Genomic DNA, 13594 nt, shown 5'->3' with positions numbered 1-13594 from the left:
CGCCGGACCTCCGCCCGCCGTCCCGCCGGGCCCGCGCGCCCGGCACCCCGTGCGTCCCCCTCCGGCGCTCGCACCCGGTTCGCGTAAGACAAGGAGGCTGCCCATGTCCGCCGAACCGTCCCCCCTCCCCACCCCCACCACGTCCCCCGCCCCCCGCTTCGGCGTCTGGTTCATCGGCGCACGCGGATCCGTGGCCACCACCGCGATCACGGGCTCCGCCGCCGTCGCCGCCGGACTCCACCCGCCGACCGGCATGGTCACCGAGACCCCCGACTTCGCCCCGTGCGGCCTGCCCTCGTTGTCGTCCCTCGTCTTCGGCGGCCACGACACCGTCGACTGCCCGCTGCCCAAACGTGCCGAACACCTCGCCGCCGGCGGTGTCCTGCCGCACGGCCTGCCGTCCGCCGTACACACCGAACTCGCCGCAGCGGACGCCGAGATCAGGCCGGGCGGACCCCTGCCCCGCGACACGGACGGCGGCCCGGCCCGCACCGACGACGACTGGATCGACGTGTTCACGGCCGACATCCGTGACTTCGTCGACCGCCAGGATCTCGCGGGCGCCGTCGTGGTGAACGTCGCCTCCACCGAGCCCGCCCCCGCCGACGGCTCCCTCCCGCCCAGCTCCCTCTACGCGGCCGCCGCCCTGCGCGCCGGCTGCCCCTACGTCAACTTCACCCCCTCCACGGGCCTGCACCACCCGCGGCTGGCCGCACTCGCCGACTCCTCGGGCCTGCCCCACGCGGGCCGCGACGGCAAGACCGGGCAGACCCTGCTGCGCTCCGTGCTCGGCCCGATGTTCGCCCAGCGCGCCCTCACCGTGCGCGCCTGGTCCGGCACCAACCTGCTGGGCGGCGGCGACGGCGCGGCCCTCGCCGACCCGGCGGCCGCCGCGGCCAAGAACGCCGGCAAGGAACGCGTCCTCGCCGACACCCTCGGCGCCGCGCCCGAGGGCGAGGTCCACATCGACGACGTACCGGCGCTCGGTGACTGGAAGACCGCCTGGGACCACATCGCCTTCGACGGCTTCCTCGGCTCCCGCATGATCCTGCAGACCATCTGGCAGGGCTGCGACTCCGCCCTCGCAGCCCCCCTCGTCCTCGACCTCGCCCGCCTGACCCTCCGCGCCCGGCAGAAGGGCCTGAGCGGCCCCCTGACCGACCTGGGCTTCTACTTCAAGGACCCGGTCGGCGACGGCCCGGCCTCCCTCGCCGAGCAGTACGTGCGGCTACGCCACTTTGCCGGCCATCTGCGCACGGCCCCCGACGCCTCCGGGGCGCACCGGTGAACCGCCCGCCCCGCGACGCGTCCGCGCAGGGCGCCGCCCCACCGGCGGGGGCGGTGCCGGGGACGTCGGCGTCGCCGGGCACACCCCCGCCCGCCCGGGGAACCGACCTGCCGACAGGACCCGCGCCGGGCACGCCCACCGGGGACACCCCGCCGCAGGCCGGGACCGTGCCGACCGCGCACCGGCCGGGCGGACGGGTGCAGGCCCCGCCCATGTCGTCGGAGGCGGCTCGGAGGGCGTCCGCACCCGGGTGGCCGGCAGACGGGTCCGTGTCGTCGGACGCGGCCGGGGGAGGGAGCGGCCCGCACCTGCGTGCGCCGGCCGGTGGAGGAACGGACGGGTCCGCGCCGGAGGCCCCCGGGGTGGACGCGGCCGTCCGGACCGGGGACGCGGCGACGCAGGAGCGCGCCGCCCCACCGCCCGCGGCCGGGAGCGCCCGCACTCACCCGGACACGACAGCGGAACGCACGCGCATCGTCCCCGCGACGACCGGTGTCCCGGCTCCCGACGACGGTGCCGCCCCCCGCTCCGGGCGCCCGACCGCCTGGGCCGAACTGCTCCGCCTGCCCGCCCTCTTCACCGTCCCCGGAGACGCCCTGGCCGGCGCGGCCGCGGCCGGAGTACGCCCCGGCCCCCGCACCCTGCTCGCCATCGGCTCCTCCCTGTGCCTGTACGCGGCCGGCATGGCCCTCAACGACTGGGCGGACCGGGCCGAGGACGCCGTGGAGCGGCCGCATCGGCCGATCCCCTCCGGCCGGGTCCGCCCGGCCGCCGCCCTCACCGCCGCCGGTGCCCTCACCGGCGCCGGACTGGCGCTCGCCGCCGGTGCCGGACGCCCCGCCCTGGCGGTGGCGACGCCGCTCGCGGCGACCGTCTGGGCCTACGACCTGAAGCTCAAGCACACGCCCGCCGGCCCGGTGGCCATGGCCACCGCTCGCGGCCTGGACCTGCTGCTCGGCGCGGCCGCCGGCGGCGGCACCCGGGGCGGCACCTGGGCCGCCACCCGGGGCGGCATCAAGGGTGCTACCTGGATCGGAACCAAGGGCGGCGCCTGGGGCGGCATCCTTGCCGCGCTGCCCTCCGCCGCGCTGCTCGGCAGCCACACCCTCGCGGTCACGGCCGTCTCCCGCCGGGAGACCACCGGCGGCTCGGTCCTGGCCCCCCTGGCGGCGCTCGCGACCACGGGGGCACTCGCCCTGCTGGTCGGCCACCGCCGCCCCCGACTCCCGGCAGGCCGACGGGCAGCAGCCGCCCCCGGCCTGCCGGGTCCCGGCCCGGACGGCAGCCCTCCCCGGGCCGGCGGCCTCCTCGCCGCCACCCTCGCCGCCGCCTATGCCGCCACAGCCGCCCGCCCCTGCCTCCACGCCGCGCTGAACCCGTCACCCCAGCTCACCCAGCGCGCGGTCGGCGCCGGCATCCGTGCCACCGTCCCGCTCCAGGCCGCCCTGGCCGCCCGCTCCGGCGCGACCACCACGTCCCTCCTGGTCGCGGCCCTCGCCCCGGCCGGCCGCCGCTTCGCGAGACGGGCCGGCATGAGGAAGGTGAGCATCACATGAGCCCGGACCCTCACCACGGCGTGAGCCGGGACACCACCGGGGACGACCGTGCCCCGGCCCGGGACACGAACCGGGCCCCGCACCCGAACGCCCCCACCCCGCTCCGCTTCGGCTACGGCACCAACGGCCTCGCCGACCTCCGCCTCGACGACGCCCTCGCCCTCCTCGCCGACCTCGGCTACGACGGCGTCGGGCTGACCCTCGACCACATGCACCTCGACCCCCTCGCCCCCGGCCTCGCCGCCCGCACCCGCCGGGTCGCCCACCGACTGGACGAGCTGGGCCTCGGTGTCACCGTGGAGACGGGCGCCCGCTACGTGCTCGACCCCCGGCGCAAGCACGGCCCCTCGCTGCTGGACCCCGACCCGGACGACCGGGCCCGCCGCGCCGGCCTGCTGCTGCGCGCGGTCCGCGTCGCCGCCGACCTCGGCGCGCACGCCGTGCACTGCTTCAGCGGCGCCCTCCCCGACGGCACCGACGAGGAAACCGCCTGGAAACGCCTCGCCGAGACCCTCACCCCCGTCCTCGACGCCGCCGCCACCGCCGGTGTCCCCCTCGCCGTGGAACCCGAACCCGGCCACCTCCTCGCCACCCTCGCCGACTTCCACCACCTGCGGCGCACGCTCGGTGAACCCGAGCCCCTCGGCCTCACCCTGGACCTCGGCCACTGCCAGTGCCTGGAACCCCTCCCGCCCGCCGACTGCGTGCGCGCGGCCGCCCCCTGGCTGCGCCACGTCCAGATCGAGGACATGCGCCGGGGCGTCCACGAACACCTCCCCTTCGGCGAGGGCGAGATCGACTTCCCGCCCCTCCTCGCGGCCCTCGCCGCCACCGGATACCAGGGCCTGACCGTCGTCGAACTGCCCCGCCACTCCCACGCGGGCCCCCACTTCGCCGCCCACTCCCTCCCGTTCCTCCGCCGAGCCGCCCGACAGACGGTGACCGGCCCCCCGTACGGCGATCCCTCCGCCACCCCCGAAGGGAGCACCACCCCATGAACCGCCCCCATGCCACCCCGGCCACCCCGGAGGCAGACACCCCCGCAGGACCGGCGGCCCACGGTGACGGCACCACCCCCGCCCTCACCCCGCCCGCCGCGCTGCACCGCCACCTCACCGACCGGCTCGCCGGCGCCGCCCGCGCCTGGCTCGACCAGGCCCTGGACGAGGCCACCGCACACCCCGGCACCCACGGTCCCATCTCCGTGTGGGAGCTGCGCCTGGCCGAAGCCGGCCGCCGCTGCGGCCCCGCCCACGCCGACGCCGCCCGCGTCCTCATCCTGCACGCGGCCCAAGCCGACACCGAAGCGCTGACCCGCGTCTACTTCCAGGGCACCGCCGACGAACGCCGCGCCGTCCTGCACGCCCTGCCCCACCTCCTGGCCGGAGCCGACGCCCTCCCGCTCGTCGAGGACGCCCTGCGCACCAACGACACCCGGCTCGTCGCCGCCGCCCTCGGCCCCTACGGTGCCCGCCACCTGGACGCCCACGCCTGGCGGCACGCCGTACTGAAGTGCCTGTTCACCTCGGTCGCCCTCGACCACGTGACGGACCTGGCCCGCCGCGCCCGCGGTGACGGCGAACTCGCCCGCATGCTCGGCGACTACGCCGAGGAGCGCACCGCGGCCGGCCGCCCCGTCCCCGCGGACCTGCACCACGTCCTGGCCCTCACCGAGTCCGCCACCGCCACCGGGACGCACGGCACGGACGACCCCCACGGCAAGGAGTCCTGATGCGCATCTTCGACCCCCACATCCACATGACGTCGCGCACCACCGACGACTACGAGGCCATGTACGCCGCGGGCGTCCGCGCCGTCGTCGAACCCGCCTTCTGGCTCGGCCAGCCCCGCACCTCCCCGGCATCCTTCCTCGACTACTTCGACGCACTCCTCGGCTGGGAACCCTTCCGGGCCGCCCAGTACGGCATCGCCCACCACTGCACCCTCGCCCTCAACCCCAAAGAGGCCAACGACCCCCGCTGCACACCCGTCCTGGACGCACTGCCCCGCTACCTCGTCAAGGACAACGTGGTCGCCGTCGGCGAGATCGGCTACGACTCCATGACCCCCGCCGAGGACACCGCCCTCGCCGCCCAGCTCCAGCTCGCCGCCGACCAGGGCCTGCCCGCGCTGGTGCACACCCCGCACCGCGACAAGCTCGCCGGGCTGCGCCGCACCCTCGACGTCGTCCGCGAGTCCGCGCTGCCCCTGGACCGCGTCCTGGTCGACCACCTCAACGAGACCACCGTCAAGGAGGCCAAGGACAGCGGCTGCTGGCTCGGCTTCTCCGTCTACCCGGACACCAAGATGGACGAGGAGCGGATGGTCGCCATCCTGCGCGCCCACGGCCCCGAACGCGTCCTGGTGAACTCCGCCGCCGACTGGGGGAGGAGCGACCCGCTCAAGACCCGCAAGGTCGCCGACCTGATGCTCGCCGAAGGCTTCACCGACGACGACGTCGACCGGGTGCTGTGGCGCAACCCCGTCGCCTTCTACGGACTCAGCGGACGCCTCCGCCTCGACGTCGATGCCACCGACGCCACCCACGAGGGCAACTCCATCCTCCGCGGCACACCGGCAGAGGCGCCACGGCCCGCCGGCGCCCCCGCCACGGAGGCGTGAGCCATGCGCTTCCGCCACCCCGACGGCTCCACCGTCCACCTCGCCTACTGCACCAACGTGCACCCCGCCGAGACCCTCGACGGAGTCCTCGCCCAGCTCCGCGACCACTGCGAGCCCGTCCGCCGCCGCCTCGGCCGGGACCGGCTCGGCATCGGCCTGTGGCTCGCCAAGGACGCGGCCCGCGCCCTCGCCACCGACCCCGCCGCCCTGCGCCAACTGCGCTGCGCCCTCGACCAGCGCGGCCTCGAGGTCGTCACCCTCAACGGATTCCCCTACGAGGGCTTCGGCGCCCAGGAGGTCAAGTACCGGGTCTACAAGCCGGACTGGGCCGACCCCGAACGCCTGGAACACACCGCGGCCCTCGGCAGGGTCCTCGCCGGACTGCTCCCCGACGACGTCACCGACGGCAGCATCTCCACCCTGCCCCTCGCCTGGCGCACCGCCCACGACGAACAACGCGCCCGCACGGCCCGCACCGCCCTGCGCACCCTCGCCCAACGCCTCGACGCACTCCACGAACTGACCGGACGCTCCCTGCGCGTCGCCCTGGAACCGGAACCCGGCTGCGTCGTCGAAACCACCCGGGACGCCATCGCCCCGCTCACCGCGATCGGCCACCACCGCGTCGGCATCTGCGTCGACACCTGCCACCTCGCCACCTCCTTCGAGGACCCGCACACCGCCCTGGACGACCTCACCCGGGCCGGCGTCCCCGTGGTCAAGTCCCAGCTCTCCGCCGCCCTGCACGCCGAACACCCCCACCTCCCCGAGGTCAGGGAGGCCCTCGCCGCCTTCGCCGAACCCCGCTTCCTGCACCAGACCCGCACCTCCACCTCCGCAGGTTTGCGCGGCACCGACGACCTCGACCAGGCCCTCACCGGCGACGCCCTGCCCGACGGGGGCCCCTGGCGCTCCCACTTCCACGTCCCCCTGCACGCGGCCCCCGCCCCGCCCCTCACCTCCACCCTGCCGGTCCTGAAGACCGTCCTGACCCGGCTCGTCGGCGGCCCGCAGCCGCTCACCCACCACCTCGAGGTGGAGACCTACACCTGGCAGGCCCTCCCGCCCGAGCTGCGCCCCCGCGGCCGCGCCCAGCTCGCCGACGGCATCGCCGCCGAACTCACCCTGGCCCGCGACCTCCTGACGGACCTCGGCCTGAAGGAACTCCCATGAGCGACCCCACCCCCCTCCTCGTCCTCGACGTCGTGGGCCTCACCCCCCGCCTCCTCGACCACATGCCCCACCTGAAGTCGCTCGGCCGGTCCGGCTCCCGCGCCCCGCTCGGCACCGTCCTGCCCGCCGTCACCTGCGCCGCCCAGTCCACCTTCCTCACCGGCACCACCCCCTCCGAGCACGGCATCGTCGGCAACGGCTGGTACTTCCGCGAGCTCGGCGACGTACTGCTGTGGCGGCAGCACAACGGCCTCGTCGCCGGCGACAAGCTCTGGGACGCCGCCCGCCGCGCCCACCCCGGCTACACCGTCGCCAACATCTGCTGGTGGTACGCCATGGGCGCCGACACCGACATCACCGTCACCCCCCGACCCGTCTACTACGCCGACGGCCGCAAGGAACCCGACTGCTACACCCGGCCGCCCTCCCTGCACGACGAACTCACCGAGAAGTTCGGCACGTTCCCCCTGTTCCACTTCTGGGGGCCAGGCGCCGACATCGTCTCCAGCCAGTGGATCATCGACGCCACCCGCCACATCATGCGCACCCGCCGTCCCGACCTCACCCTGTGCTACCTCCCGCACCTCGACTACGACCTGCAGCGCTTCGGCCCCGACGACCCGCGCTCCCTCAAGGCGGCCGCCGACCTCGACGCCGCCCTCGCCCCGCTGCTGGACGACGCCCGCGCCGAGGGCCGCACCGTCGTCGCCCTGTCCGAGTACGGCATCACCCGCGTCGACCGGCCCGTGGACATCAACCGCGCCCTGCGCCGCGCCGGCCTCCTCGAGGTGCACACCCAGGACGGCATGGAATACCTCGATCCGATGGCCTCCCGCGCCTTCGCGGTCGCCGACCACCAGCTCGCCCACGTCTACGTGCGCCGCCCCGAGGACCTCGACGCCACCCGCGCCGTCCTCGACGCACTGCCCGGCATCGAGCAGCTCCTCGACGACGAGGGCAAGAAGAGCCACCACCTCGACCACCCGCGGGCCGGCAATCTCGTCGCCGTCGCCGAACCCGACGCCTGGTTCACGTACTACTACTGGCTCGACGACGCCCGCGCGCCCGACTTCGCGCAGCTCGTCGAGATCCACCGCAAACCCGGCTACGACCCGGTCGAACTGTTCATGGACCCCCTCGACCCCTACGTCAGGGTCAAGGCCGCCACCGCACTGGCACGCAAGAAACTCGGACTGCGCTACCGCATGGCGGTCGTGCCCCTGGACCCCTCACCTCTTCGCGGCAGCCACGGCCGCCTCCCCGCGAGCGACGACGACGGTCCGCTCCTCATCTGCTCCACCCCCCGCGTCCTCGGCGACCGCGTCGCGGCCACCGAGGTGAAACAACTCCTGCTCCGGCTCGCCGGACTCGGCTGACACCGCACCACGCACGGCCGCCGACATCCGACTACCGAGAGTGAAACACGCTGCACTGACAACGGCCGGCCCCGGCCGTCCCGGGACCGCCCCCGACCGCAGAAGGCAGGCCACTCGTGACCCAGTACTCCGACCCGTCCCGCACCCCCGACGTCGAGACGAGCCCGGACGAGGGACTGCGCCGCAGTCTCGGCGTCGGCCGGCGCCGCTTCCTCACCACCTGCACCGCCGTGGCGGCCGGAGCCGTCGCGGCACCCGTCTTCGGTGCGGCCCCCGCCCTCGCCCAGAACCACGACGGAAACCACGGACACGACCACGGCCGGGGGCAGCTGCTGGTCCCGCCGCACAAGCGCGGCATCATCCTCTACACCGTCCGTGACGCCACCGCCCGCGACCCCCTCGCGAGCGACCTGCCCTCCGGCTTCCGCGAGGTGTTCAAGCAGCTCGCCCGGCACGGCTACCGCCAGGTGGAGTTCGCCAGCTACCGCCAGCACGCCAACGCGCCCGGCGGGGACAACCTGGAAACCGTCCAGGGCGCCAAGCTGCTGCGCCGCTGGCTCGACGAGCACGGCCTGCGCGCCCAGGGCAACCACGGCTTCATCCCCTCCTCCTGGCCGCTGACCACGGCGGACGAGGACACCTTCAAGAAGCACCTGGAGATCGCCAACATCCTCGGCATGGACCACATGGGCACCGGCGGCGACCCCACCGGCAGCTCCCACCGCGCCGACTGGGACGTGGCCGCCGACAAGTGGAACGCCCTCGGCGCGATCGCCCGCCGAGAGGGCATCAAGCTCTACACCCACAACCACGACAGCGCCTACGGTTTCCTGCTCGACAGCGGCCCGCTGGACGACCAGGGCCGTCCCACCCGCAGCTCCGGCATCCGCAAGCTGGAGTACTTCCTGAAGGTCACCGACCCGAAGCTCGTCTGGCTGGAGATGGACGTCTTCTGGGCGCACGTCGCCCAGTACAAGTTTCACACCTACACCGCCCCCGACGGCTCCACCCGCAGGAGCGTCTTCGACCCCGCCGCCCTCGTCGCCCGCCACAGCAAGCGCTACCCGCTCTTCCACGCCAAGGACGGCGTCGTCGACACCACCAACGGCATGGGCTACGACATGGTGCCCTTCGGCACCGGCGACATCGACTACACGACCTTCTTCTCCCGGGTCGGGCAGAGCACCTACCGCAATCCGATGGTCGAGGACGACAACTCCCCGAGCGCCACCGACCCCGCCCAGTCGCTCCGCGAAGCCAAGATCAGCTACGACAACATGGCCGCCCTGCGCAAGCGCCGCTGCTAGCGGCCCCGCCCGCCCGGAAGCACGACGCCGGCCCGCCCCGCGGCACACCCGGGAGGGCCGGCGCACCGGCATGCCGCCCACATGCTCACCTCGCGCTCCCCACCGCTGCCCAGGGCACGGAAACGCAGGTGAAAGGCACTGCGAAACCTTGGTATGGTTGTCCATGTCGCCGCGGGGAACACCCCCGCACGGGCGGCAGACACCTTGTCCGGGTGGCGGAATGGCAGACGCGCTAGCTTGAGGTGCTAGTGCCCTTTATCGGGCGTGGGGGTTCAAGTCCCCCCTCGGACACTCAACGTCTGTGACAGGCGTATCGAGGACCCCGGCCGACGCGGCTGCGGGTCCTCTTCACTTTGGCGGGCACCGTCACGTAGGCCGTGGGCCCGAAGGGCGGGTAGCCCGCTGTGCGTGAATAGCCACAGTGAGTAAGCCGACGGCGCACGCCGCCCCGCCGGGTGACGATGAGGCGTCATGAGGCCGCAGCCCGGGTTTCCGCCACCTCCTGCTACAGCCGTCGCCCCAGGTGACCGGAGTTCCTCGGGGGAGGTGATGAATACCGCAGGGGAGGATCAGGACGATCCAGGCCGGCTCGGTCGATCTCGGCTATGACCGCGGACAGCGGCGGGCCTTCAAGGATTTCCGTGCAGCCGATCGGGTTGTCGAACTCTATGCAGAAAGCCCACTTCCCCAGTGATCCCGCCCGCAGTGAATCGCCCTTGGCGGGCGCGTCGGTAGCTTTCTTCGCAGGTATTCGGCGGGCCTTTGCAGCGTCAGCTCCGTAGATGTCGATCATTTCTTCCGGGCTTCTGCCGAGGGAAAGGCCCAAGCGGAACTGCTCCGCATTTTCCCACCGCCAGGGGCTGGGTATTCGGTCTCCCGGGGAGTGTCGTCGCATCCGCTGTAGTCCATTCACGGGGGTCAGCAGTTTCGCAACCAGCCCCACGCGCGAGTCCAGTGGATGATGTTACGTTCCGTAACATGACCGATGATGCGCTACGGCTGCTGCGGCAGGATCCCCGCCTGGCCGAACTGGCGACCTTACCCTTCGACTTCGACCTGGGCCGCGTTGCCCACGGCCATGTCGAGGAGGTCCGCCTCGCTTCGGGCGGGCGGCTGGAGCCGGTGGCCGGGGACGATACCGGCGGTACGTACTTCGTGTGCGCGGACGGCTCGGTGCTCTACGCCGATTCGGAGGGCGCCGCGGGGATCATCGGCTCCAGCGTCGACGAGGCCCTGGAGCTCGTGATCGGCCTGCCCGGCTGGCGCGGCTGTACACGTCTGTCGCCGGACGACGGCGAGGAGAAGATCCTGGCGTGCGTCGCGGAGACCGAGGACGGGATCCGTGAGTACTACGGGATCGACGAGGAGCGGGCCGAGCTCCGCGCGGCGCTGGGCTTCCCGGAACGCTCCCCGGTCGAACTGGTGGGCAGACTGCGTGCCGCGCTGCTGCGCACCGAGCCGGACTTCGTCCTGCTCGACGCGGATGAGGGGTGCGCGTACGACCTGTTGGGCCCGGTCGGCCCCCCGCTGTGGGAGACGGTACTCGCAGCGGGCCGCGCCGATCTCGCCCGCCTGCGCAAGGGCGACCACACGGCATGGCGTGAGGTGGCCGAGGACCCGGTCCGGCGCCGGATCGCCCTGCGGGCCGCGCAGTTCGACCGCGCCGAGGGCGATCTGGAGCTGCTGCGGCATCTGTTGCGGCACGAGGCACGGTCGTCGATGACGGACGAACTGCGGCTCGCGGCCGTACTGGTCGGGCTGCACGGGGACACCGCAGATCTGCCGCTGCTCCATGAGGTCCGGGAGACGGACTACGACACGGCGTGCGGCCTGGGCGGTATGCCGGAACCGGGTGCGGGCGCGGACGAGTTGCGACAGTGGGCGCGGGAGCTCGACGAGTCGATGTTCGGGACGGACCCGGCGGACGAGCCGGTCTTCACCTGGACCGACCTGGCGCGGGACCAGGGGATGACGGACCTTGCGCGGGTGACGCTGATCCGCGAACTCGACGGCATCGTCATGGACCAGAGCAGACTCCGCTGCCCCGGGGCGCCCCGCACCCTGACCACGGCTCCGCTGAGCGGGCTCGCCCGGGACTTCGAGGAACTTGGCGACCTTCCCCAGGCGCTGCGCGCCCAGCGCCTGTACGCCGCCCTCCAGGAGACGGCATGGGACCGGGCCTCGGCCCGGCACACCCTCGCCCGCATGGAGCGTGAGGCGGGCCGGCTGTCGCAGGCGGTGGACAGCCTGGCCGCCGTGCGTGACGCCCTGGCCACTCCGGGCGACGATTCGCTGAGCTACTGGCGGCGGGTCAACCTCGGCGGCTTCATCGCCGAGGAGCACTACCGGCTCACCCTCGCCCTGGCCGACGCGGGACGCCCCGAGGAGGCCCGTGCCCTCCTCACCGCCGCCGACGCCGTACTCGGCGAGCTCTCGGACAACGCCGCCAAGGGTGTCCGCGAGCTCGCCGAGCGGACCGCCGCCCGCGTGCGGGAAGTCGACTGAGGACAGACAGGGCGGGCGGCCGGCCCGCCAGGAAGCAGGCGCTGCCGAAGCAGTCGCCATTGACAGGCCGGGGCCCGGCAGACACGATCCGGCAGACGAAGCCGGCAGAGGGGACGGGACGGAACATGGCGGCGGACGCGCTCGACTGGGCGGGCGACCACATGTGCGTCACCTTCACCCGGGGCCTGGACCCCGCTGAGGTGTTTACCCGCTACGGCGCCGACCCGGACCGTTCCCGCCTGCTCGACGCGGACGCCGCGTCCGACCTGCCCACAGGGCAGTTCGCCGCCGGAGCGGTGTCGCTCCTGAGGGCAGGAGGGCTCGGCGACTGGACGTTCTGCGTCGAGGAGGATGGCGTCCTCGGCTCATGGCCCGAACTCCTCGCCGCCCTGTCCCGCAGCACCGAGACCTATAGCGTCGTGTCCACCGAAGGGCTTGCCGTTTTCCAGCACTGGCGCGACGGCCAGTGCCTGGAGAACTGCGAAGCCGGCCCGGAACAACCCCGGCCCGAACACTCCGGCCCTTGGTGGGACAGGGTCCAGGAAGCCCAGGCCGAGCACGAGGGGCCCGGAGTGGCCTCCGTGGTCGCCCTCGTTCTGGACCACCTCGGTCTCACCCTGGACGACGCGACCCTGGCCGCCCCCTGGCCCACGCTGACCGTCACGGAGGACGACGTCCCGACCGCACCACGCGGTGACTCCTACGCGGGCGAGGGCCCGGTCCCGCCGGGCGCCATCGAGATCCTGTAGGTCCCCGGGTAGCCTTCGCCGGCCCCGTGCCCGTCACGAGTCCGGGAACGGGTTTCGGCTTCCGCCACGGGCCGCTCCCTCCAGCACCGTGATGCGGGTTGTCCCGCTGTCGGTGGGCCTCGTACCCCCGCCCGCGGCGGGCACTTCGTCTTCGCCGAGCGGGACGTTTCTCGTGCCCTCGCCGACCGTCAGCGCGACGATGGTCGCGCTGACGGTGCAGGAGATTCCGGAACCCGTGCGGCAGACCTCGTCCACTCGGTCCGCTGCTTCTTCACTCCGGTTCCTCGGCCCGCAGGGTGCCGTCACGCAGGGCCTTGTCCGTGGCCCGTCCGATGACAGCGGTCGCTCCCGCGTCCACGGCCCCTCCGACAATGCCTCCCAGGATCGGGATCCCCTTGGCGAGCGTGATCGCGGCGCGTTTGGTTCCGTATTTTGAGACGAGGAAGAACCCGGCCTTCTTGTTGATGGCCCGGACCACCGCGATCGGAATCTTCTTGATCATCTGCTCGCCGAGCTTCTGACCGATCTTCACCCCGAAGGCCGCTAGGACGTTCTGCGCGCTCATCCCGATTGCGAGCATCATCACGACGGTCCGCACGTGCGGATCGCGGATGTCCCATCCCCGGAGGTGCGCAATGGAACCGGCCATCCGCATGTTGATGGCGAGGGACGCGGCCACGTTCGCGGGGATCGTCACGCCTGCGGTGATCAGGCCTCCGAGCCCGGTGACGAACCCCTGAGTCCCGGCCGCGGCCACGGACTCCTTGATGAGGCGGGAGATGACCGCGTCGATGTCGTCCTTCATATCCTCGGAAGAACGGCGCTCCTCGTCCTCAGGCGCCCGGTAAGCATCACCTTGCCGACGCGAAAGACGGTCCTCGGCCCAGGTCACCGAACCCGTGACCGGCCCCACGCCGTTCACCATGACCTTCTCCGCGAGATCGGCGATCCACCGCCCGGCCTTCTCGACCGCTCCCTCGTCAGGAGTCTTCTCGTCGGCCATCACAACCCCCTCTGC

The 13594-nt window shown here is 73.3% G+C and carries 11 protein-coding genes and 1 tRNA gene; 11 read left to right on the top strand and 1 reads right to left on the bottom strand.

Annotated elements, in window-relative coordinates:
• Positions 1 to 103: 103 nt before the first annotated feature.
• From ACZ6A9_RS25950 to ACZ6A9_RS25900, 11 genes are all read left to right on the top strand, one after another.
• Entirely contained in the window at positions 104 to 1288 is a 1185-nt protein-coding gene (locus ACZ6A9_RS25950) for an inositol-3-phosphate synthase (RefSeq protein WP_468989667.1), read from the top strand.
• A gap of 362 nt (positions 1289 to 1650) precedes the next feature.
• Positions 1651 to 2844: an SCO3242 family prenyltransferase gene (locus tag ACZ6A9_RS25945; RefSeq protein WP_468989664.1), complete on the top strand. Its 1194-nt coding sequence runs from the start codon at positions 1651 to 1653 to the stop codon at positions 2842 to 2844.
• Complete coding sequence (locus ACZ6A9_RS25940) at positions 2841 to 3842, top strand: sugar phosphate isomerase/epimerase family protein (protein WP_468989662.1); 1002 nt, start codon at positions 2841 to 2843, stop codon at positions 3840 to 3842. Before ACZ6A9_RS25945 ends, ACZ6A9_RS25940 begins: the two co-directional genes overlap by 4 nt.
• Positions 3839 to 4576 (top strand): EboA domain-containing protein, encoded by a 738-nt coding sequence (locus ACZ6A9_RS25935; RefSeq protein WP_468989660.1) that lies wholly within the window; start codon positions 3839 to 3841, stop codon positions 4574 to 4576. Before ACZ6A9_RS25940 ends, ACZ6A9_RS25935 begins: the two co-directional genes overlap by 4 nt.
• Positions 4576 to 5466 carry a TatD family hydrolase gene (locus ACZ6A9_RS25930; protein WP_468989658.1) on the top strand — a complete coding sequence of 297 codons (891 nt, stop codon included), beginning with the start codon at positions 4576 to 4578 and terminating at the stop codon, positions 5464 to 5466. Before ACZ6A9_RS25935 ends, ACZ6A9_RS25930 begins: the two co-directional genes overlap by 1 nt.
• A gap of 3 nt (positions 5467 to 5469) precedes the next feature.
• The gene (gene eboE, locus ACZ6A9_RS25925; RefSeq protein ID WP_468989655.1) at positions 5470 to 6639 is read left to right on the top strand and encodes a metabolite traffic protein EboE; all 1170 of its coding nucleotides are present in this window, start codon (positions 5470 to 5472) and stop codon (positions 6637 to 6639) included.
• On the top strand, positions 6636 to 8015 hold the full coding sequence (locus ACZ6A9_RS25920) for a nucleotide pyrophosphatase/phosphodiesterase family protein (protein ID WP_468989653.1): 1380 nt from the start codon (positions 6636 to 6638) through the stop codon (positions 8013 to 8015). The genes eboE and ACZ6A9_RS25920 overlap by 4 nt, the downstream gene beginning before the upstream one ends.
• A gap of 116 nt (positions 8016 to 8131) precedes the next feature.
• Positions 8132 to 9322 carry a sugar phosphate isomerase/epimerase family protein gene (locus tag ACZ6A9_RS25915; RefSeq protein WP_468989650.1) on the top strand — a complete coding sequence of 397 codons (1191 nt, stop codon included), beginning with the start codon at positions 8132 to 8134 and terminating at the stop codon, positions 9320 to 9322.
• 206 nt (positions 9323 to 9528) lie between these two features.
• Positions 9529 to 9613 (top strand) — tRNA-Leu (locus ACZ6A9_RS25910).
• Between the two features lie 687 nt (positions 9614 to 10300).
• Positions 10301 to 11827, top strand: coding sequence for a hypothetical protein (locus tag ACZ6A9_RS25905; protein ID WP_468989647.1), 1527 nt, complete (start codon positions 10301 to 10303; stop codon positions 11825 to 11827).
• 125 nt (positions 11828 to 11952) lie between these two features.
• On the top strand, positions 11953 to 12576 hold the full coding sequence (locus ACZ6A9_RS25900) for a DUF6461 domain-containing protein (RefSeq protein ID WP_468989644.1): 624 nt from the start codon (positions 11953 to 11955) through the stop codon (positions 12574 to 12576).
• Between the two features lie 271 nt (positions 12577 to 12847).
• Here the strand turns inward: ACZ6A9_RS25900 and ACZ6A9_RS25895 are convergent, their stop codons facing one another.
• Positions 12848 to 13579 (bottom strand): EcsC family protein, encoded by a 732-nt coding sequence (locus ACZ6A9_RS25895; protein WP_468989641.1) that lies wholly within the window; start codon positions 13577 to 13579, stop codon positions 12848 to 12850.
• Positions 13580 to 13594 lie beyond the last annotated feature (15 nt).

This window comes from Streptomyces sp. NPDC041124, assembly GCF_055592385.1.
Note: the sequence above shows the minus strand (reverse complement) of the source record. Positions and strands in the feature narration are given on the sequence as shown.